A 20,320-nucleotide genomic window follows, 5' to 3' on the forward strand; every position below is an offset into this window, starting at 1 on the left:
ATCTGCAGCAAGGCGTGTGCAGGACTCTGTTATATGTTTGGTTAGCCTGCTAAGTAAACGACTGAGTTCGGTAACGAATTTTTGCGAAATCGGCAAAAGTCCTGCAGCCCGCCAAACACGTGGCATTCGGTCGCAGGGCATTGAGTTTCATGACAAAAGCTTCATGTTCGTGACAACCAAAACCGCAGGCTGCTACTGGGGAGCGGCGGTGAGGTCAAGTTTCATGACAAAAGCTTCATGTTCGTGACAACCAAAACCGCAGGCTGCTACTGGGGAGCGGCGGTGAGGTCATTTTCAAGGCGCACAAAAAAACGCCCCGAACCAGTCGGGGCGTTTTTGTGTGCTGTGAGACNGCGGGGTATTACTTGCCCTGCCAGCGTTTCAGTACCAGGGTGGCGTTGGTGCCACCGAAGCCGAAGCTGTTGCTCATCACGGTGTCGATTTTGACGTTTTCAACGGTCTTGGTCAGGATCGGCATATCGGCAACGACCGGGTCGATCTCTTCGATGTTGGCCGAACCGGCCATGAAGTTGCCTTCCATCATCAGCAGGCAGTAGATCGCTTCGTGAACGCCGGCGGCGCCCAGGGAGTGACCGGACAGGCTCTTGGTAGAGCTGATGGCCGGAGCCTTATCGCCGAATACCGCACGCACACCTTCCATTTCCTTGGCGTCGCCGACCGGAGTCGACGTGCCGTGGGTGTTCAGGTAGTCGATTGGGGTGTCAACGGTGGACATGGCCATCTGCATGCAACGGATGGCGCCTTCACCGCTTGGCGCAACCATGTCGTAGCCGTCGGAAGTGGCGCCGTAGCCGACGATTTCCGCGTAGATCTTCGCACCACGGGCCAGGGCGTGTTCCAGCTCCTCGACCACGACCATGCCGCCACCGCCGGCGATGACGAAACCGTCACGCTTGGCGTCGTAGGCGCGGGAGGCCTTTTCCGGGGTTTCGTTGTACTGGGTGGACAGGGCGCCCATGGCGTCGAACAGGAACGACTGGCTCCAATGCTCTTCTTCACCGCCACCGGCGAACACGATGTCTTGTTTGCCCAGTTGGATCTGCTCAACCGCAGTACCGATGCAGTGAGCACTGGTGGCGCAGGCGGAGGAGATCGAGTAGTTCACACCCTTGATCTGGAACGGCGTGGCCAGGCAGGCCGAAACAGTGCTGCCCATGGTCCGCGTTACACGGTACGGGCCAACGCGTTTCACGCCTTTTTCGCGCAGGATGTCCAGCGCTTCCATCTGGTTCAGGGTGGATGCGCCGCCGGAGCCGGCGATCAGGCCGGTACGCGGGTTGGATACTTGCTCATCGGTCAGGCCGGANTCGGCNATGGCGTCTTTCATGGCCAGGTAAGCGTAAGCGGCAGCGTGGCCGACGAAGCGATAGATCTTGCGATCGATCAGTTCTTCGAGGGGCAGGTCGATGGAGCCGGAAACCTGGCTACGCAGACCCATTTCGGCATATTCCGGGTTAAAGCGGATGCCAGGGCGACTTGCACGCAGGTTAGCGGTGACGGTCTCTTTGTCATTGCCCAGGCAAGAAACGATGCCCAGACCAGTGATAACGACGCGGCGCATGCGGATAACCCTTAAAAGTTGTCAGTGGAAGTGAATACGCCGACCCGAAGGCCTTCGGCAGTATAGATCTCGCGACCGTCGACAGTCACCGAACCGTCGGCGATGGCCAGGTTCAGCTTGCCCTTGAGGACGCGCTTGATGTGAATGTTGTAAGTGACTTTCTTGGCGGTCGGCAAGACTTGGCCAAAGAACTTCACTTCGCCCGAACCCAGGGCACGACCGCGGCCCGGCAGGCCTTGCCAGCCCAGGTAGAAGCCAACCAGTTGCCACATGGCGTCGAGGCCCAGGCAGCCCGGCATGACAGGGTCACCTTCGAAATGGCAGGCGAAGAACCACAGGTCAGGGGTGATATCCAGCTCGGCGACCAATTCACCTTTGCCGTACTTGCCACCTTCTTCGCTGATATGGGTGATGCGATCCACCATCAGCATGTTCGGGGCGGGCAGTTGCGCGTTACCTGGGCCGAACAGCTCACCGCGACTGCAGCGCAGCAGGTCTTCCCGAGTAAAGGCGTTTTGTTTGGTCATGCGAGCTCCTCAATAATCCCATGCGGCAGGGTAGGGCAAATCTTCCCGAACCGAATGAAGCGTTCATGCCTCATATCGGCAGCCTACACATAGACTATTGCGTTGTAGTGAAAGTCACAGCGNCAAGGCACTCAATGTACACTTGTTCACTGAAATTATAAACCGAGCCNNTTTTCGGGCCCGTTTGGGTGCCTAAGACTGCCGCACTTTCGTCTTTCACGCCAGTCGCAGTTGGTTGATGGCGCGGCGCTATTGCACCCAGCGCTGCAGGATTTGCTGCAAATCCGTGCGTTTGAACGGCTTAGCCAGGTAATCGTTCATTCCCGCTGCCAGGCAAGCTTCGCGNTCGCCCTGCAACGCATTGGCGGTCAGGGCGATGATCGGCAAGTCCGCGCAGCCGGGCAGCAGGCGGATCTGGCGGGTCGCTTCATAGCCGTCGATGATCGGCAGTCGGCAATCCATCAGAATCGCCTCGAAAATCAGGCTCTCGGCACTTCGCACCGCCTGCGCGCCATCGGTCGCGACGCTGACAGTAAAGCCCAGACTGCGCAACATTGCTTCGATGACCGTCTGGTTGACCGGGTTGTCCTCCACCAGCATCACATTGCGCCCTTCGCCATGGCCGTCGCCAGCCGGTGTGCGTGGCTTCAATTCCGGCAGCGTCTGCTTATATAGGGCCAGAGGAATTTCCAGGGTGAACACCGAGCCCAGGCCTTCTTCGCTNTGGGCGCGCAGTGTGCCGCCCATGCGTTCAGCCAGCGTACGGGCAATGGGCAGGCCCAGGCCGGTGCCGCCGTAACGTCTTGAAATGGAGCTGTCGGCCTGCTGGAACGCGTCGAACATCAACTCCAGGCGTTCAGCGGAAATCCCGATGCCGCTGTCGCGCACGGTGCAGGTGAACCACACCAGTTCATGGTCGAGGGTTTGCCAATGGGGTTCGACACTGACGCGGCCTTGCTCGGTGAACTTCAGCGCATTGCCGACCAGGTTGACCAGAATCTGCCGGATCCGCGTCGGGTCGCCCTGAACCTGCAAGGCGCGCATGTCCTGGGGAATCGCCAGGGCCAGATCGAGTCCGCGTTGCGCCGCGCTGTGCTGGAACGACTGGGCGCAGCTGCTGATCAGGTCCGCGAGGTTGAACGGGATATTTTCCAGCTCGAGTGCGGCGCGTTCGATGCGCGAGAAGTCGAGGATGTCGTTAATCACCTTGAGCAAATGCTCGGTGGACTCCGAAGCCAGCGCCGCATACTCGATCTGCTCCTCGGTCATGTCGGTGGTTTCCAGCAGTTGCAGCATACCCAGCACGCCGTTCATGGGCGTGCGCAGCTCGTGGCTCATCATCGCCAGGAAGTCCGACTTGGCATTGTTCGCCCGCTCGGCCTCTTCGCGGGTCTGGATCAGTTGGGCCATGGCCTGATGCTGCTCGCGGCTGGCCTGGTTGAGGCCTTCGGCGAGGTTGTTGATATGACGCGACAAGTCGCCCAGCTCCGAGTCATCGACGATCGGCAGCGGCGTCTTGTAGTCGCCTTGCTGGATGGCCTTCACCGCATGGCCCATGGCGCTGATCGGCTGCGACAGGCTGGCGGCGAGGCGCCGTGCCAGCAGAAAGGTAAACAGCAGCGCGAACAAGGCGAGAATCCCGGCCTTGAACAGGATTTCCTGCTGACGCTGGCTGAAGGCGTCGTTGGACAAGCCGACGATCACCCGGCCCAGATAGTCCTCGGGCGGGGCCGTGTTGGCGGCGTTGCTACCCTGGAAGAAATCATTGTTCAGCGCGATCCGTTGCAGCCGCACCGGCGCCTGGAACACTTCGACCTGGTGCGAGCGGGCATGGGTTTCCGACGGTTGCTCGACGTACACCAGAATCCGGTTGGCGCTGTCCTGGACTTCGAGAAAGCGCACGTTGGGCGTGGCCAGCGTGGCCTTGAGCAAACTTTCAAGGACCTCGTTGTTGCCCGAGATCACCCCGTATTCCGTGGCGGGGGCCAGTTGGTTGGCGATCAGTTGGCCGGTATGGTCGAGTTCCTGGCGCAGGTCCTGGATACGTACGAACGTAAAGAAGCTGATCAACAGCAAGGTCAGCAACAGCGCCGGGCCCAGCGTGATGAGCTGGGTGCGGGTGTTGATGTCCCAACGACGACGCAAGGTCATGGGCGGCTTTCTCCTTCGGCCAACTGTGTTGCGACAGATGCATCATTCATCTGTTCAATACCTAATGAACGAGCCACTTGCGGATTACTCAAGACTTTAAAGTGTTGCGGATAGAGCATCCGCGGCCAATTCGTCGTAGGTCGGTCGAGCAATTCGTCGAGCACCGCCAGCCAATCACTTTGATCGCTGTAAGTGCTGGCCAGGCTGCCNGCCTTGACGAAANCGGCGTTGGGGCCCACCAGGGGCAGTTGCTGGGANTAGCTGCTCAGTAATAGGTTTTTCGCGGTTTTCGGGTTGTACAAATCGGGATCGTCCAGGCCCAGCAGCACGTCGCTGTTTTTCAGCAATGACTGCAAGGGGCGGCTGTCATTGGTGTTGTCCCAGCGCTCCGTGACCAGTTCAAACCCCAGGGGTTGGGCGGCCCGATGCAGTTCTTCCAGGAGGAATTCGCTGTGACTGTCGTATAGCACGCCAACCCGGCGTGCCTGGGGCAGGACAAGTCGGGTCAGGCGCAGTTGCCGATCCAGCGGCGGATCACTCCATAGCAGGCTGAGCTGCGGCGGCAGATTCGTGCCAAAGCGTTGCCGGGCTTGCAGGCGGCTGATGCGCAGCACCAGCGTCGCCGGGCCCTGAGCCTCCTGCAGGCGCCAGTCGAGGCTCGGTAGATCGAGCAGAATCAAACGGGTGGCCGCCGGCAGTTCGCCGGGCGCCGGAAGGCTCGCCAGTGGCTGGAAGCGCACATTATCGGTGGGGCGCAGTTCGCTCAGAGCCTGCGCGAAGGATTGCACGCCGGGGCTGTCTTCGGCGCCGGTCAGCAGAATGTCGGCGGCCTGAATCGGCAGGCTGTCGAGCAGGCCGGCAAGCACCAGACACAACCCTGCCAGCAGGCGGCCAAGGGTTGGCGACTTCCGCGACAGGCGATGCAGCATTTAAAACGTCAGCTCCGCGCTGAAGTAGAGCACCCGACGCTTATCGTAGTTGTTGTCGACGAAAGTGGTGGGTTGATTGTCGAGGCGCTGCTGGAGCACGCCGGCCAGTTCCAGATTGGCCTTGCCCAGACCGATGCGTTTGGCGATGCGCGTGTCGACGCGCTCGAAGCGGTAACCGTTGAGGGCGTCGTCCCCGTAATAGAAGAGGGCACTGTTCCAGCCGTGGCCCCAGTTGCGCAGCCAGCCGGCGGAACCGCTGTTGCGCGCCGTCAGTCGCTCATCCTGCGGATTGCTCGCCTCGGCATCGACGTAGGCGTAAGTCAGGCGCAGCCGGTCGGCGCTGCTCAGGCGCCAGTCCAGCTGGGTTTCCGCGCCCTTGAAGCGCGAGCTGTTGGAATTGCTGGCGATGTACTGATTATTACGCAGGGGTTCGCTGATCATGCCGCTGATTTCGTCGTAGAACAGCTTCACATCGACCGTCAGCCCAAGCTCTGCAAAGTAGCCGTTGTAGCCCAGCTCGCGCGAGCGCATGCGTTCTTGTTCGAGGTCGCCGGGGCCGCGAGTCTTGACGAAATACCGGGCGCTGGTCTGGCCGTAGGCACTGGGTCGCAGATTGGTCACCTGGTAACTCCAGTTGACGTTGTTCTCGAACATGTCCGGTGAGCGGATCGCTTCCGAATACACGGCGCGCAGGCCATGACGCGGGTTGATCAGGTAATTGACCGCCACCCGCGGGGTCAGCGAGCTGCCGGTCAATTGCGTGTCTTCGAACATGGCGCCGCCCTGCAGCAACCAGTGCTCGGTGGCGCGCCACTCGAGTTGGCCGAATGCCCGCCAAGTGGTGTCGTCGAGCGTGCCATTGAAGTAAGTCTCGGAATCGGCGCGGTCGTAGCGGTAGTTCATGCCGCTGACCAGGCGCAGGCTGTCGGACAGGCTNAGGGTGTCTTGCAGTTCGAGGTCGTAGCGCGATTCCCGGGCGCTCTGGTCGATGTCGCCACAGAGGGTTTGCCGGGCACCGTTGCGCCATTGCGCCAGCACTTGATTGCCCAGCGCCTGTTCCGCCGCCGTGCCGGCCGGTGCGCCAGGACCGGTAAAACGCTCGATGTTGCGCGCCAGGCGTTCGGTGTAGTTCGGGTTGAGCTGCCAGAGTTCGGTCAGTTCCGGACTGAACGAAACCTCCGCATCACAGGCGCGCCAAGTCTGCTGGCGGTCCCAGTGCTGGGCCGAGCCCTGGATATAAAGGCTGTGATCAGGATTGATGTCCAGGTTCCAGCGCAACGAACCGGCGTAGTCCTTGGCAACGACGTCGGAATTGTTCCCGGCAGCGGTAATCCCGGAGAACACCGGGCGGTAGGTATAAGGCCGCTGGTTGGTCCCGTCCTTGGCGTTCAACTGCCAGTCGATGCTCTGGTTCTCACTCAATGTCTGGCTGACGGCAAGGTTGAAGCGGTTCAAGCGGCGACTGTCGCGATAATCGGCCCCGTTGCGGTCGGTGTCGAAGCCGTCGTCCTGCTGGCCGGACAGCGACAGGCGCAGGTCGCCGCCATCCCAGCCCACACCCTGGCTGGCATAAAAGTCATTGATGCCGCGCTGGCCACGAGTGACTTTCATCCGCGTGCCGTGGCTGTCGGCCGGGTTGCGCGTGAGGATGTTGACCACCGCCATGAGTGCATTAGCGCCGTAACTGACCGTGTTGGGNCCGCGGAAAACTTCGATGCGCTCGATGTCTTCCATGGCCACCGGAATATCACTCCAGTCCACCGTGGCCAGGCCGGCGCGGTACACCGAGCGGCCGTCGATCAGCACCTGCATGCGCCGTGCATCGCTGGCGCTGGTGCCGTGGTAGTTCACTGCCGCCTGATTGCCGGTGGTGTAGCCGACCATCATGCCCGGCACCAGGCGCAGCAATTCGCTGATGTCCCGCGCGCCGCTGGCATTGATCAGTTCGCTGTCGATCACCGTCATGCTTCCCGGGACGGCGGCCGGCGACTGCTTCAGGCGGGTGGCCGTGAGCACTTGCGGCAGCGGTTCGTTGTCGAGGAACAAGTCGTCGGCCAGCAATGGCGAGCTGAAAAGCAGGGCCAGAACCAGCGGCGAGCGGGGTGAAGGAGAGCCAAACGACACGAAACGTCCTTGATAACGATGAGATGGCGCGCATGTTAACCGAGCTGATCGACTTTTCCATTCACGATGCCGGCATTTTCCTAGGATTTATTGGTCTTCTTCCTACAAGTACCGGTAATTGANGCGGGGGCTGGCCGCCAGCAAGTCGCCCCGTATAATGCCGCCATCGCCACTGGTATGGATTAACGGATTGCATATGACTGAACAGCGCCCAATTGCGGTCCTGGGAGGCGGAAGTTTTGGTACCGCCGTGGCTAATCTGCTGGCTGANAACGGGCATGNGGTCCGGCAGTGGATGCGTGACCCCGAGCAGGCTGAGTCCATGCGGGTCAATCGCGAGAACCCGCGCTACCTCAAAGGCATCAAGATACTTCCCCAAGTAGAACCGGTGACTGATTTGCAAGCGACCCTGGACGCTTGCGACCTGTGCTTCGTCGCGCTGCCGTCCAGCGCGCTGCGCTCGGTACTGGCGCCCCACGCCGAGCGCCTGGCGGGCAAGCTGCTGGTCAGCCTGACCAAGGGCATCGAGGCGCACACGTTCAAGCTGATGAGCGAAATCCTTGCCGAGATCGCTCCCCAGGCGCGCATTGGCGTGCTGTCCGGGCCGAACCTGGCACGGGAAGTCGCCGAGCACGCACTGACGGCCACCGTGGTCGCCAGTGAAGACGAAGCGCTGTGCGAGCGCGTCCAGGAAGCGCTGCATGGCCGCACCTTCCGGGTGTACGCCAGCGCCGACCGCTTCGGCGTGGAGCTGGGCGGGGCGCTGAAAAATGTGTACGCGATCATCGCCGGCATGGCGGTGGCCTTGGGCATGGGTGAAAACACCAAGAGCATGCTGATCACCCGCGCCTTGGCTGAAATGACCCGCTTTGCGGTCAATCAGGGCGCCAACCCGATGACGTTCCTGGGGCTGGCGGGCGTGGGCGACTTGATCGTGACCTGCTCGTCGCCGAAAAGCCGCAATTACCAGGTCGGGTTTGCCCTCGGCCAGGGGTTGAGCCTGGAAGATGCGGTGACCCGTCTGGGCGAAGTCGCCGAAGGCGTGAACACGCTTAAAGTGTTGAAGGCCAAGGCTCAGGAAGTCGGCGTGTACATGCCGCTGGTCGCCGGGCTGCACGCGATCCTGTTTGAAGGGCGCACGCTCAATCAAGTGATTGAACTGTTGATGCGCGGCGAACCCAAAACCGATGTGGACTTCATTTCCACCAGCGGTTTCAACTGATCACGCTTTCGAGATAAAGCAGGGAGTTGCACATGAACGATCCGAAAACAGAGGCCACCTACGAGTCCATTCTGCTGCGGGTGTTATGGATGATCGTCTTCTTGCTGGTCTGGCAAGTGGCGCAGTTCATCCTGGGCGCGGTGGTGCTGGTGCAACTGATCTATCGTTTGATTTATGGCGCCCCGAGCGCCAGCCTGATGAACTTCGGCGACAGTCTCAGCCAGTTCCTGGCGCAGATCGGCCGTTTTGGCAGCTTCCATACTGAACAAAAACCCTGGCCGTTCGCCGACTGGCCGACCCCGCGCGCACCGGAGGGCGAAGCGCCGCACGTTGTGCCGCCAGCGCCACATCCGGCCCGAGATGAGGAGCCGAAACTATGAAACTCTGGGTCTTGCGTCATGGTGAAGCCGAACCTTACGGCTCGCGTCCAGACTCCGAACGGGCACTGACTCCACACGGTTGTGAAGAGGTGCTGCGTAGCGCCGCCGAACTGATCGGTCAGCCGATTACGGCCATCTATGCCAGCCCGTTTCTGCGAGCGCAGCAGACAGCGCAGCTGGTGCGTGAAGCGCTGGGTTTTCAACCGGATATTCGCACCGTCGAATGGCTGACCCCCGACAACCGCCCGCAAGCGGTGGCCGAGCAGTTGGTGTCTGTCGATCACGCGCTGTTGGTCAGCCATAACCCGCTGGTGGGTAACCTCCTGGGTTACCTGCAGAACGGGCATGTGCAAGATCCGGAAACGGTGAAAACCGCCGGCCTTGCAGAACTTGAAGGTGACTTGCCGCTGGCTGGCGCAATGAAGCTCAACGGCATCAAACATCCCTAGTATTTGCCCGCGATGGCATCCACTCGGTCAGACAGATAAACCGAGGTGGTCGAGCGCGACCCTGGCGCATCGCGGGCAAGCCCGGCTCCCACAGGTGCGGGGGTAGGCCTGTTTTTTTTGTGTGAAATAGTCAACCAAGCAACCGCTTGGTTGACTACGCTTGCTCCAGACCAAAAATAAAGGAGCGAGTCGCATGTCTGCTGCTTTTCGTTTGCCGCTGGACGTCTTTTACGAGCGTGAAGCCCGTCATCCCCGCCAGCGGTTTCTGGTCCAGCCTACCGGCGGCGGACACGTCGAGACCCTGACCTGGGCCGACGTCGGCCACCAGGCTCGCTGCGCCGCGCACTGGCTGCGGGCCCGCGAATTGCCCCAAGGCAGCCACATTGCCCTGATCTCGAAAAACTGCGCGCACTGGATCATCGCCGACCTGGCAATCTGGATGGCCGGGCATGTCTCCGTGCCGTTGTACCCCAACCTCACTGCCGACTCGGTCGCCCATGTGTTGACGCACTCCGAAGCGGCGCTGGCGTTCATCGGCAAGCTTGATGACTGGCCGAACATGGCACGCGGGGTCAGCGCCAATCTGCCGACCATCAGCCTGCCACTGCATCCGCCCGGCACCTTCGATTTCAGTTGGGCCGACTTGCAACGCAGCTCGCCGATCCAGGACGACCCCAAACCCGCCGCCGATCAGTTGGCGACCATCATTTACACCTCCGGCACCACCGGGCTGCCCAAAGGCGTGATGCACAGCTTCGGTAATCTGGGGTTTGCCACCACCCGTGGCACTCAGCTGTTTGGCCTCAACGAGTCGGACCGATTGCTGTCCTACCTGCCGCTGTGCCACGTCGCCGAGCGGATGTTCGTCGAGCTGGCGTCGATCTACACCGGGCAAACCGTGTTCTTTGCCGAAAGCCTCGACACCTTCCTCACGGATCTGCAGCGAGCGCGGCCGACCGCATTGTTCGGCGTACCTCGGATCTGGACCAAATTCCAGATGGGCGTGTACAGCAAGATCCCGGCAAAACGCCTCGACTTTCTGCTCGGCCTGCCCTTTATCGGCAAGCGGGTCGGGCACAAAGTGCTCGCCGGGTTGGGGCTGGATGCGTTGCGCGTGGCGTTGTCCGGTGCCGCGCCCGTGCCGCAGACCCTGTTGCTGTGGTACCGCAAGTTAGGGCTGGATGTGCTGGAGGTCTACGGCATGACCGAAAGCTGCGGTTATTCCCACATCGGCCGGCCCGGCGAGAACAAACCCGGCTGGATCGGCAAGCCTTGCCCGGAGGTTGAAGTGCGGATCGCCGAGTCCGGCGAAGTTATGGTGCGCAGCGGTGCAACCATGCTGGGCTATTTCAAGGAACCCGAGAAAACCGCNGAGACCCTGACCGATGACGGCTTCCTGCGCACCGGCGACAAGGGCGAGCAGGACACCGATGGCCGCTTGCGCCTGACCGGGCGACTCAAGGAAATCTTCAAGACCAGCAAGGGCAAATACGTCGCCCCTGCGCCGATCGAAAACCGCCTGGCCGAGCATGCGCGGATCGAACAGGTGTGCGTGGTCGGAGATGGCCTGACCGCGCCGCTGGGGTTGTGCGTGCTGTCGGCGGTCGGTCAACAGGACGCCGGCGGAACGGCGCGGGCAGGGTTGCATTCAAGCCTGGAAAAACTGCTGGAGGAGGTCAATGGCGTGCTCGACAAACATGAACGCTTGCGTCGGCTGGTGGTGGTCAAAGACAGTTGGGCGGTGGAAAACGGCTTTCTGACGCCGACCCTGAAGATCAAGCGCAACGTGATCGAAGCGGCTTACGGCGCTCGCTTCGAAGAATGGAGCGAGCGCAGCGAGACGGTGCTGTGGCAGGATTGAGCCACGAATAAAACCAACAAAGGAAAGCAAGATGAGTCTGTGGCGTACCATTCCCAACGTCGAGCAGTTGAACGCAATCCAGAAAAACACCATCGGCGAAGTGCTGGATATTCGTTTTGAAGCCTTTGATGACGAGTCCCTGACCGCGAGCATGGTCATCGACCACCGCACCCACCAGCCTTACGGTTTGTTGCACGGCGGCGCGTCGGTGGTGCTGGCCGAGACGGTCGGTTCCATGGCCAGTTACCTGTGCATCGATGCCAGCAAATTCTATTGCGTGGGTCTGGAAATCAACGCCAACCACTTGCGTGGACTGCGCAGCGGGCGGGTGACGGCGGTGGCCAAGCCGATTCACATTGGGCGCACGACGCATGTGTGGGATATCCGTTTGAGCAGTGACGAGGGCAAGGCCAGTTGCGTGTCGCGGTTGACCATGGCGGTCGTGCCACTGGGCGAGAATCCACCAGCCCGCTAATCCCCTACATAGATCTTCAGCAGGTTTAAACCTTGCGCCATGCCCCTGACCGGACTGTCGTTGGCTGCGGCAGCAGCCCTTGCCGGCACGCCTCTCGCGGCGTGCACCGGTTTTGCGCCTGCGCGAGAATCCACCAGCCCGCTAATCCCCTACATAGATCTTCAGCAGGTTTAAACCTTGCGCCATGCCCCTGACCGGACTGTCATCATTCCTGGCACTTACAGTCATTGCCGCCGCCTCGCGTCTTACGGACAATCAACCCTTGTTTTCGCTCATGGATTTGCCGGTATGTCGCAACAGATATTTTTCGCCCACGCCAATGGCTTTCCTTCGGGCACCTACGGCAAGTTGTTCGCGGCGCTGGCGCCCGAGTATCAGGTGACGCATCTGGAACAGCACGCCCACGATCCGCGTTTTCCAGCGGATGACAATTGGCGCAATCTGGTGGATGAGCTCATCCATCACCTCAAACAGCAACCGGAACCGGTCTGGGGCGTCGGCCATTCCTTCGGCGGCGTGCTGCACCTGCACGCGGCGTTGCGTTGCCCACAGCTGTATCGCGGTGTGGTGATGCTGGATTCGCCGGTGCTGACCCGCGCCGACCGCTGGGTAATCCGCGCCGCCAAGCGTTTCGGTTTCATCGACCGCCTGACCCCCGCCGGCCGCACATTGGGGCGCCGGGAAGAGTTCACCGATCTGGAAGCGGCGCGGCTCTATTTCGCCGGTAAAACCCTGTTCCGCAGCTTCGATCCGGAATGCTTCGACGCTTACTTGCAACACGGTTTGCAAAAAGTTGGCGACAAGCTGCGCCTGCGTTTCGACCCGGCCACGGAAATCAGCATTTACCGTGGCGTCCCGCACACCAGTCCCGGCCAGGTTCGCCAATTGAAGGTGCCGCTGGCGGTGGTGCGCGGCCGCCAGAGCCGGGTGGTGATGCGGCACCATGCCAGCGGCGTCGACCGCCTGCCCNTGGGTGAGTCCCTGACCATGCCCGGTGGCCACATGTTTCCCCTCGAACGTCCGCAAGACACCGCCACGCTGCTGAAAAACCTGTTCAGTCGCTGGGAAGGTCGTCGCCAGCAGGATTGCGCATGAGCCACGTCGTCGAAGAAGTTCGCCTGAGCCTGCCGCACATCGAGTTGGCAGCGCACCTGTTTGGTCCCGAAGACGGCTTGCCGGTGATTGCCCTGCACGGCTGGCTGGACAACGCCAACAGCTTTGCGCGGCTGGCGCCGAAGCTGCANGGCCTGCGCATCATCGCCCTGGACATGGCCGGTCACGGTCACTCCGGGCATCGCCCGACTGGTGCCGGCTACGCGATGTGGGACTACGCCCACGACGTATTGCAAGTCGCCGAACAGCTGGGCCTGAAGCGTTTTGCACTGATGGGGCACTCGATGGGCGCGATCGCTTCGTTGATTATTGCCGGGTCGATGCCGGAGCGCGTCACGCATCTGGCGTTGATCGACGGCATCATTCCTCCTACAGACAAAGGCGAAAATGCCGCCGAACGCATGGGCATGGCCCTGCAAGCGCAACTGGATCTGCGGGAAAAACGCAAACCGGTCTACAACACTCTGGACCGTGCCATCGAGGCACGCATGAAAGGCCTGGTGGCGGTCAGTCGCGAAGCCGCCGAACTGCTGGCCCAGCGCGGTTTGATGCCGGTGCCGGGCGGTTATACCTGGCGTACTGACAGCCGTCTGACNCTGCCGTCGCCGCTGCGTCTGACCACCGAGCAGGCGATGGCCTTCGTCCAGCGGGTCAGTTGTCCTGCGTTATTGGTGGTTGCCGCTGACGGCATGCTCACCAAACATCCCGAGTTGCTGGAGCGTCTACCCTTTAGCCGTGAACAGCTGCCTGGCGGCCATCATTTGCACCTGAATGATGAGCCTGGCGCGATCCTTGTTGCAGACTGTTTCAATCGGTTCTTCTCCACGCCTTGACTTGNGCCGGGCAACTGTCGAGGCTGGGCGGGTTGAAATGGGAGACAACCATGATAGATCTCTACACCGCTGCGACCCCGAATGGCCACAAGGTCTCTATCGTGCTCGAGGAACTCGGCCTGCCCTACACGGTGCACGCCTTGAGTTTCGACAAAAAGGAACAGAAGTCACCGGACTTCCTCAAGATCAATCCCAATGGCCGGATTCCGGCGATTGTCGACCGCGCCAACGGCGATTTCGCCGTGTTCGAATCCGGCGCCATCCTGATTTACCTCGCTGAGCTGAGCGGCAAACTGCTGCCCCAGGATCCGAAGGGGCGCTCGGTCGTCCTGCAATGGCTGATGTTCCAGATGGGTGGAATCGGGCCTATGCAGGGCCAGGCCAACGTGTTTTTCCGCTACTTTCCGGAAAAACTCCAGGGCGCCATCGACCGCTATCAACATGAGACACGTCGCCTCTATGAAGTACTCGACACGCGCCTGCAAGCCGTGGAGTTTCTGGCGGGCGAGTACAGCATTGCCGACATCGCCACCTATCCGTGGGTGCGTGGCCATGAGTGGTCCGGTGTCGAGGTTGGCGGTTTGCCGGCCTTGCAGCGCTGGATGGCAACCATGGAAGCGCGTCCGGCGGTCCAGCGTGGTTTGCTGGTGCCCGAGCGCATCGATGATGCCAGTGTCGTTAAAGGTGCCCAGGCCATGCTGATCCGATGAGTCTATCCATGCGTTCATTCAGGGTGTTGGCGCTGTGTTGTTTCAGTCCCTTGGTATTTGCCGCCGATGTCCCGGGCAGTCAGGACTTGCCGATCGTGCCGCGCATGGCCGATGCGCAGATCGTCGACTATCGCCCCGGCGTTGAGCTTGAGCGGATTTATCCGCTGGGTTCGATCCGTAAGATCAGTGGCCAGTTGCGCTTCGATGGCCAGGTCAGCGCCCGGGGAACGGCGACATCGGTGACCTATGAGTTGCCGCCGGAACATTCGTCAACCGACGCCTTCACCGCCGCGCGTGAAGCGTTGCAGGCGCAGGGCGCCGGCTTGCTGTTCTGGTGTCAGGCGCGTGATTGCGGTGAAAGCAGCCTCTGGGCCAATGATGTCTTTGGCAACGCCAAGTTGTACGGTGCCGACGATCAACAGGCGTACTTGTTGTTGCGTCTCGCGGCACCCCGGGACAATACGTTGGTGGCGCTTTACAGCATCACTCGTGGCAATCGCAAAGCCTACCTGCACGTCGAGCAGTTCGACGCTGCGGCGCCGCTGGGGGATTTGCTGCCGACGTCGGCGACCTTGCTGCGAGAGCTGAAAAGTACCGGTGAACTCGATTTCCCCAAGTTGAACGCCGATCCTGATGCCAGCTGGCTGCGCCTGATTTCTCGCGGTTTGAACCTCGACACCACCTTGCGGGTCAGTGTTTCCGGGCCTAATGCCGAAGCCTGGCGCCAGGCGCTGATCGGGCAGGGCGTGCGGGCGGCGCGAATGGAAGCCGGCAGTGCCGAAAGCCCTGGCCTGCACATCGAACTGTTGCGATAAGCTTCATCAGGCAAACGCGGCTGTCGCGTTTGCCTGCTCTTTGTTGACTGATTTTTTCGAGAACCTACATGCTCAATAACGATCGGCTGTTGGTGCAGATCCTGCTCCTGGTGCTGTTTGGCGCGAGCCTCTGGGTGATGGCGCCATTCTGGTCGGCGCTGTTCTGGGGCGCGGTGCTGGCGTTCGCCAGCTGGCCGCTGATGCGTTTGCTGACTCGCTGGCTGGGCGGCCGGGAATCTCTGGCGGCACTNATGCTGACACTATGCTGGATGTTGCTGGTGGCGGTGCCGCTGGTCTGGCTCGGGTTTAACCTGGCGGATCACGTGCGTGATGCCACGGCGCTCATCAAGGATGTGCAGATGGACGGTCTGCCGGAGGCCCCGACCTGGCTGGGGAGTGTTCCTTTGGTGGGTGAACGGCTGGTGGTGATCTGGAACAGCATCGACCAGCAAGGCGCGGCGATGATGGTGGNNATCAAGCCGTACCTGGGGCAGGTCGGCAACTGGCTGCTGGCGCGCAGTGCGCAGATTGGTGGCGGCATCCTCGAACTGACCCTGAGCCTGGTGTTCGTGTTTTTTTTCTACCGCGACGGGCCGCGGCTGGCGGCGTTTGTCCATGGGCTGCTGGAGCGCTTGATTGGCGATCGCGCCGGGTATTACATCGAACTCGTGGCCGGGACGGTGCAGCGGGTGGTGAACGGGGTGATCGGCACAGCGGCCGCGCAGGCGGTCCTGGCGTTGATCGGTTTCNTGATCGCCGGCGTGCCGGGCGCGCTGGTGCTGGGCATCGTCACCTTCCTGCTCAGCCTGATTCCGATGGGGCCACCGTTGGTGTGGATTCCGGCCACGGCGTGGCTGGCCTGGAAAGGCGAGTACGGGATGGCGGTNTTCCTCGGTGTATGGGGCACGTTCATCATCAGCGGCGTGGACAACGTACTCAAGCCGTACCTGATCAGCCGAGGCGGCAACTTGCCGCTGGTGATCGTGCTGTTGGGCGTGTTTGGCGGGTTGATTGCGTTTGGGTTTATCGGGCTGTTTATCGGGCCAACGTTGCTGGCGGTTGCGTACAGTCTGTTGACGGACTGGAGCAAGAGCCATGCGCGGGTAGAAGACCGCCGGCCGTAAGATTTATGTTTAGGCTGATGGCCTCTTCGCGGGCAAGCCCGCTCCCACAGGGTCCAGTGGTGTTNNNCGCGAAGCAGGCGACGCGATTTGTCAGACTAAACGCTTGGTTCAGGTCGCGACGTTCAGGTATTTGCCCACAGTCGCCACGTTATCGAGCGAATACTGCTTGCTCAGGTTGGCGATCATTTTGTTCAGCGCTTCATTGACGTTGAATTGAGCGGTGGAGCTGTCGCTGGTGTTCTCGCGACCCGCTTGCAGCGCCGCGTTCAGTTCATCGCTGCTGACCCCACCGCTGCTGTCACTGTCCAACACCTTGAGCAACGCGGCGCTGGTGTCGGTGCTGGTCGATGAGGTGCTGTTGCTGGCCTGCAGCGCGCTGCTCAGTTCGGTGGCGGTCACGCTGCCATCGCTGTCCGTATCCAGTTGGCTGAATAATTCTTCGCTGGACACCTGCTGTGGTGGCGGTGGCGGCGGGGTCAGGCTGGCGGCGAGTTCGTCCTTGCTGACGGTGCCGTCCTGGTTCTTGTCCAGGGCCGAGAAGATTTCTTTACTGTCGGCACTGCTGCCAGCGTTGTTCAGACCGTTGCTCAATTCGTCGCTGTTGATCGCGCCGTCACCGTCGGCGTCCATGGCGCTGATGAGTGCGTCGGCCAGTTCGGTGTTGGGTGCCTGGTCATGCGGCGGTGGTGGCGGCGGTGCCATTGCCGCCATTTCCTCGCTGCTCAAGCTGCCGCTCTCATCGCTGTCCAGATCGCCGAAATGCTTGCTCAAACTGACCAGCAGGCCGTTGTCGGTTTTCTGCGACAGGGCGCTTTCAAGTTCGCCCTGATCCACCGCACCGTCGCTGTTGCTGTCGAGCTTGGTGAACAGTTCTTTCTGGAATTGCTGGCTGCGGGCGTTGTTGGTTGAGGTGCTGCTGGTGCTGGTATAGCTCGTGTAATTGCTGACGCTACCGATCATTGGACTCACTCCCTGGAATGGAAAACCGGCGGGTGCACCGGCTTATGCAGCGTCAAGGGGCAAAGTGTCGTGGGTGTGTGAGGTTTGTACCGTTCGGTACACACAGTCATCAGGCCAGACCTGATACCTGTGGGAGCGGTGTGTGGCTCAGGATCGGGGCAGGCGGATGTTTGTACCGTTCGGTACACACAGTCATCAGGCCAGACCTGATACCTGTGGGAGCGGTGTGTGGCTCAGGATCGGGGCAGGCGGATGACGGCGGTGAGACCGCCGCCGGGGGTTTCTTCCAGGCTCAACTGCCCGCCCAACCGTTCTGCCGCTTCGCGAGCAATGGTCATGCCCAGGCCGACGCCNCCNGAGTTGCGGTTGCGTGAGCCTTCCAGACGAAAGAACGGCTCGAACACCGCCTCACGTTTGTCCGCCTCAATGCCGGGGCCATGGTCGATGACGCGGATCACCAGTTGCTCACGGTTATCTTCGAGGGTGAGCCGCGCGTGCCCGGCATAGCGCAGGGCGTTGTCCAGCAGATTATTGATGCACGAGCGCAAAGCCATCGGCTGCACTTGCAGCGGCCCGCAGTGGCCGCTGGCCTGGACGTCGGCCCCTTGGTCCTGGGCGTTTTCGCTCAACGATTCCACCAGCGCCTGCACGTCCATCCATTGCCCGGCTTCGCTGGTGCGCTGTTCGTGCANNTAGCTCAGGGTGGAATCGAGCATGCCGATCATGTCGTCCAGGTCCTGGCGCATCTGGCCTTGCAGCTTGGTGTCCTCGATCTGCTCCAGCCGCAGTTTGAGTCGAGAGAGCGGCGTGCGCAGGTCGTGGGACACCGCGCCGAGCATCCGCGAGCGCTGCTGCACCTGTTCGATAATGCGTTTCTGCATCAAATTGAAGGTGTAGGCCGCTTGCCGGGCTTCCCGTGGGCCGGACTCATCCAGTGGCGCGCTATCGAGGTTTTCGCTCAAGCGTTCGGCGGCGTCGCTCAGCCGCTGGATCGGCCGGCTCAACAGTTTGGCGCCGTACCATGCAGCGATGATCAGCGAGACAAACTGGAACGTCAGCGGCACCAAGGGGCCGCCAAACCACGGCCGTGGAGGCCGGTTTTCGAAACGCGGGTCCATCGGCGGGCGCTGTCCGTCCATGCCTTCGGAAAACGCCGGCGGCGGTGGAGGCGGGGGAGGGCCGTAATGGTGAAACCAGGCAAACGCCAAAAGGTGCGCCAGGATGATCGCCAGCAGCAGCACGCCAAACAGGCGGCCGAACAGCGTATCGAAGCGCGCCCGCATCAGCCGATGTCTCGAGCGTCGAACAGGTAGCCTTCGCCACGTACGGTCTTGATCAATTGCGGTGCTTTGGGGTCATCCCCCAGCTTTTGGCGCAGGCGCGAGACCAGCAGGTCGATGCTGCGGTCAAACGCTTCGATGGAACGACCACGGGCGGCATCCAGCAACTGTTCGCGGCTGAGCACCCGGCGCGGACGTTCGATGAACACCCACAACAGCCGAAACTCGGCGTTGGACAGCGGCACTACCAGGCCATCGGCAGCGATCAATTGCCGTAGTACGCTGTTCAGGCGCCAGTTGTCGAAGCGAATATTCGCACGCTGTTCGGTGCGATCGTCGCGCACTCGACGCAGAATGGTTTGAATCCGCGCCACCAGTTCCCGTGGTTCGAAGGGCTTGGACATGTAGTCATCGGCGCCCAGTTCCAGGCCGATAATGCGATCGGTGGGCTCGCAACGGGCGGTGAGCATCAGGATCGGGATGTCCGACTCAGTGCGCAGCCAGCGACACAGCGACAGGCCGTCTTCGCCCGGCAGCATCAGGTCGAGCACCACCACGTCGAAATGCTCCGCTTGCAATGCCACGCGCATGGCAGCGCCATCGGTGACGCCGCTGGCGTGAATGTTGAACCGGGCCAGGTAGTCGATCATCAGTTCGCGGATCGGGATGTCATCGTCGACGATCAGGGCGCGAATGCTCCAGCGTTTGTCGTCAGCGGGTGCTTTTTGATCGTCGTTCAGAGATGCTGGGGTGCTGTGCATGCGTGCGTTCATCTGCCAGGTAGGCTGCCAACCACAAAGATGGGCTGCGAGGTTGTGGTTCCAGCATAGGCGTCCAGCCCGCAGGCTGGAAGTGCTGTAAGGACGTGTTGCGGCTGCCGAGGGTAGTGAGCAAGGATGTTGTGGGCGTGTCGTGTGTGTATCGAACTCGACACAATCGACGCAGGGGCTAGTCTTGCTGGAGTCTTCGGGACGAATTACCAATCATCGGGTCCCGCAGTGGCGCTGGTTCCGCTACAATGCGCGCCGATTTCGACTTGCCTGAGAGCCCATTCCAATGTCCGTCTGCCAGACTCCTATCATCGTCGCCCTGGATTACCCCACTCGTGACGCCGCACTGAAGCTGGCTGACCAGTTGGACCCTAAGCTGTGCCGGGTCAAAGTCGGTAAGGAACTGTTCACCAGCTGCGCCTCGGAAATCGTCGGCACCTTGCGTGACAAGGGTTTCGAAGTGTTCCTGGACCTCAAGTTCCACGACATCCCGAACACCACCGCGATGGCGGTCAAGGCCGCTGCCGAAATGGGCGTGTGGATGGTCAATGTGCACTGCTCCGGCGGCCTGCGCATGATGACCGCCTGCCGCGAAGTGCTGGAGCAGCGCAGCGGCCCCAAACCGCTGTTGATTGGTGTCACCGTGCTGACCAGCATGGAGCGCGAAGACCTGGCCGGTATCGGCCTGGACATCGAGCCGCAGGAACAGGTGCTGCGTCTGGCGGCACTGGCGGAAAAAGCCGGGATGGACGGTCTGGTGTGCTCGGCCCTGGAAGCCCAGGCTTTGAAGACGGCTCACCCGTCGCTGCAACTGGTGACCCCGGGGATTCGTCCGGCGGGCAGTGCGCAGGACGACCAGCGTCGTATTCTGACCCCGCGTCAGGCGCTGGATGCCGGTTCTGATTACCTGGTGATTGGTCGCCCGATCAGCCAGGCGGCGGACCCGGCGAAGGCGCTGGCGGCAGTGGTTGCCGAAATCGCCTGACCGGTTTGCGGTCAACCTGTGGGAGCGAGC

19 protein-coding genes are annotated in these 20,320 nt (G+C 61.4%); 11 read left to right on the forward strand and 8 right to left on the reverse strand.

What is annotated here, in order from left to right; translation table 11 throughout:
* Positions 1–361 precede the first annotated feature (361 nt).
* From fabB to B7L09_RS25550, 5 genes are all read right to left on the reverse strand, one after another.
* Complete coding sequence (gene fabB / locus B7L09_RS25530) at positions 362–1,582, reverse strand: beta-ketoacyl-ACP synthase I (protein WP_094471166.1); 1,221 nt, start codon at positions 1,580–1,582, stop codon at positions 362–364.
* Positions 1,583–1,593: 11 nt separating this feature from the next.
* Positions 1,594–2,109 (reverse strand): 3-hydroxyacyl-[acyl-carrier-protein] dehydratase FabA, encoded by a 516-nt coding sequence (gene fabA / locus B7L09_RS25535; protein ID WP_032859207.1) that lies wholly within the window; start codon positions 2,107–2,109, stop codon positions 1,594–1,596.
* Between the two features lie 249 nt (positions 2,110–2,358).
* Complete coding sequence (locus B7L09_RS25540; RefSeq protein WP_094471167.1) at positions 2,359–4,260, reverse strand: ATP-binding protein; 1,902 nt, start codon at positions 4,258–4,260, stop codon at positions 2,359–2,361.
* Positions 4,257–5,189 (reverse strand): ABC transporter substrate-binding protein, encoded by a 933-nt coding sequence (locus B7L09_RS25545; RefSeq protein WP_094471168.1) that lies wholly within the window; start codon positions 5,187–5,189, stop codon positions 4,257–4,259. Before B7L09_RS25545 ends, B7L09_RS25540 begins: the two co-directional genes overlap by 4 nt.
* Complete coding sequence (locus B7L09_RS25550) at positions 5,190–7,313, reverse strand: TonB-dependent receptor plug domain-containing protein (RefSeq protein ID WP_094471169.1); 2,124 nt, start codon at positions 7,311–7,313, stop codon at positions 5,190–5,192. It lies immediately after the preceding gene.
* 196 nt (positions 7,314–7,509) lie between these two features.
* Between B7L09_RS25550 and B7L09_RS25555 the strand changes: the two genes are divergently transcribed.
* From B7L09_RS25555 to B7L09_RS25600, 10 genes are all read left to right on the forward strand, one after another.
* Positions 7,510–8,535 (forward strand): NAD(P)H-dependent glycerol-3-phosphate dehydrogenase, encoded by a 1,026-nt coding sequence (locus B7L09_RS25555; protein ID WP_094471170.1) that lies wholly within the window; start codon positions 7,510–7,512, stop codon positions 8,533–8,535.
* 32 nt (positions 8,536–8,567) lie between these two features.
* Entirely contained in the window at positions 8,568–8,915 is a 348-nt protein-coding gene (locus B7L09_RS25560; protein ID WP_094471171.1) for a DUF4389 domain-containing protein, read from the forward strand.
* Positions 8,912–9,364, forward strand: a complete 453-nt coding sequence (gene sixA, locus B7L09_RS25565) for a phosphohistidine phosphatase SixA (protein WP_094471172.1) — start codon at positions 8,912–8,914, stop codon at positions 9,362–9,364. The genes B7L09_RS25560 and sixA overlap by 4 nt, the downstream gene beginning before the upstream one ends.
* A 193-nt stretch (positions 9,365–9,557) precedes the next feature.
* Entirely contained in the window at positions 9,558–11,225 is a 1,668-nt protein-coding gene (locus B7L09_RS25570; RefSeq protein WP_094471173.1) for an AMP-binding protein, read from the forward strand.
* Between the two features lie 31 nt (positions 11,226–11,256).
* A complete protein-coding gene (locus B7L09_RS25575) occupies positions 11,257–11,700 on the forward strand; it encodes a hotdog fold thioesterase (protein WP_094471174.1) in 444 nt (147 codons plus the stop codon).
* Between the two features lie 177 nt (positions 11,701–11,877).
* Positions 11,878–12,795, forward strand: a complete 918-nt coding sequence (locus B7L09_RS25580) for an alpha/beta fold hydrolase (RefSeq protein ID WP_094471175.1) — start codon at positions 11,878–11,880, stop codon at positions 12,793–12,795.
* Complete coding sequence (locus B7L09_RS25585; protein WP_094471176.1) at positions 12,792–13,646, forward strand: alpha/beta hydrolase; 855 nt, start codon at positions 12,792–12,794, stop codon at positions 13,644–13,646. Before B7L09_RS25580 ends, B7L09_RS25585 begins: the two co-directional genes overlap by 4 nt.
* A gap of 50 nt (positions 13,647–13,696) precedes the next feature.
* Positions 13,697–14,356 (forward strand): glutathione S-transferase family protein, encoded by a 660-nt coding sequence (locus B7L09_RS25590; protein ID WP_094471177.1) that lies wholly within the window; start codon positions 13,697–13,699, stop codon positions 14,354–14,356.
* 8 nt (positions 14,357–14,364) lie between these two features.
* Entirely contained in the window at positions 14,365–15,171 is an 807-nt protein-coding gene (locus B7L09_RS25595; protein WP_094471178.1) for a DUF4892 domain-containing protein, read from the forward strand.
* A gap of 68 nt (positions 15,172–15,239) precedes the next feature.
* Positions 15,240–16,295 (forward strand): AI-2E family transporter, encoded by a 1,056-nt coding sequence (locus tag B7L09_RS25600; RefSeq protein WP_094471179.1) that lies wholly within the window; start codon positions 15,240–15,242, stop codon positions 16,293–16,295.
* 108 nt (positions 16,296–16,403) lie between these two features.
* Here the strand turns inward: B7L09_RS25600 and xopAW are convergent, their stop codons facing one another.
* From xopAW to B7L09_RS25615, 3 genes are all read right to left on the reverse strand, one after another.
* Positions 16,404–17,255: an EF-hand domain-containing protein gene (xopAW, locus tag B7L09_RS25605; RefSeq protein WP_094471180.1), complete on the reverse strand. Its 852-nt coding sequence runs from the start codon at positions 17,253–17,255 to the stop codon at positions 16,404–16,406.
* Between the two features lie 233 nt (positions 17,256–17,488).
* Positions 17,489–18,538, reverse strand: a complete 1,050-nt coding sequence (locus B7L09_RS25610) for a sensor histidine kinase (protein ID WP_094471181.1) — start codon at positions 18,536–18,538, stop codon at positions 17,489–17,491.
* Positions 18,538–19,296 (reverse strand): response regulator, encoded by a 759-nt coding sequence (locus B7L09_RS25615; RefSeq protein WP_094471182.1) that lies wholly within the window; start codon positions 19,294–19,296, stop codon positions 18,538–18,540. Before B7L09_RS25615 ends, B7L09_RS25610 begins: the two co-directional genes overlap by 1 nt.
* Positions 19,297–19,591: 295 nt before the next feature.
* On the opposite strand from B7L09_RS25615, the gene pyrF reads away from it, so the two are divergent.
* Positions 19,592–20,290: an orotidine-5'-phosphate decarboxylase gene (pyrF, locus tag B7L09_RS25620; RefSeq protein ID WP_094471183.1), complete on the forward strand. Its 699-nt coding sequence runs from the start codon at positions 19,592–19,594 to the stop codon at positions 20,288–20,290.
* Positions 20,291–20,320 lie beyond the last annotated feature (30 nt).

This window comes from Pseudomonas mandelii (genome assembly GCF_002251635.1).
Classification (GTDB): domain Bacteria; phylum Pseudomonadota; class Gammaproteobacteria; order Pseudomonadales; family Pseudomonadaceae; genus Aquipseudomonas; species Aquipseudomonas mandelii_B.

Excerpts from the sequence above, each read along its gene's own strand:
- fabA (WP_032859207.1), bottom strand. The coding sequence starts at position 2,109 with ATGACCAAACAAAACGCCTTTACTCGGGAAGACCTGCTGCGCTGCAGT.
- B7L09_RS25560 (WP_094471171.1), top strand. The coding sequence starts at position 8,568 with ATGAACGATCCGAAAACAGAGGCCACCTACGAGTCCATTCTGCTGCGG.
- sixA (WP_094471172.1), top strand. The coding sequence starts at position 8,912 with ATGAAACTCTGGGTCTTGCGTCATGGTGAAGCCGAACCTTACGGCTCG.
- B7L09_RS25575 (WP_094471174.1), top strand. The coding sequence starts at position 11,257 with ATGAGTCTGTGGCGTACCATTCCCAACGTCGAGCAGTTGAACGCAATC.
- B7L09_RS25590 (WP_094471177.1), top strand. The coding sequence starts at position 13,697 with ATGATAGATCTCTACACCGCTGCGACCCCGAATGGCCACAAGGTCTCT.
- B7L09_RS25595 (WP_094471178.1), top strand. The coding sequence starts at position 14,365 with ATGCGTTCATTCAGGGTGTTGGCGCTGTGTTGTTTCAGTCCCTTGGTA.
- xopAW (WP_094471180.1), bottom strand. The coding sequence starts at position 17,255 with ATGATCGGTAGCGTCAGCAATTACACGAGCTATACCAGCACCAGCAGC.
- B7L09_RS25615 (WP_094471182.1), bottom strand. The coding sequence starts at position 19,296 with ATGCACAGCACCCCAGCATCTCTGAACGACGATCAAAAAGCACCCGCT.
- pyrF (WP_094471183.1), top strand. The coding sequence starts at position 19,592 with ATGTCCGTCTGCCAGACTCCTATCATCGTCGCCCTGGATTACCCCACT.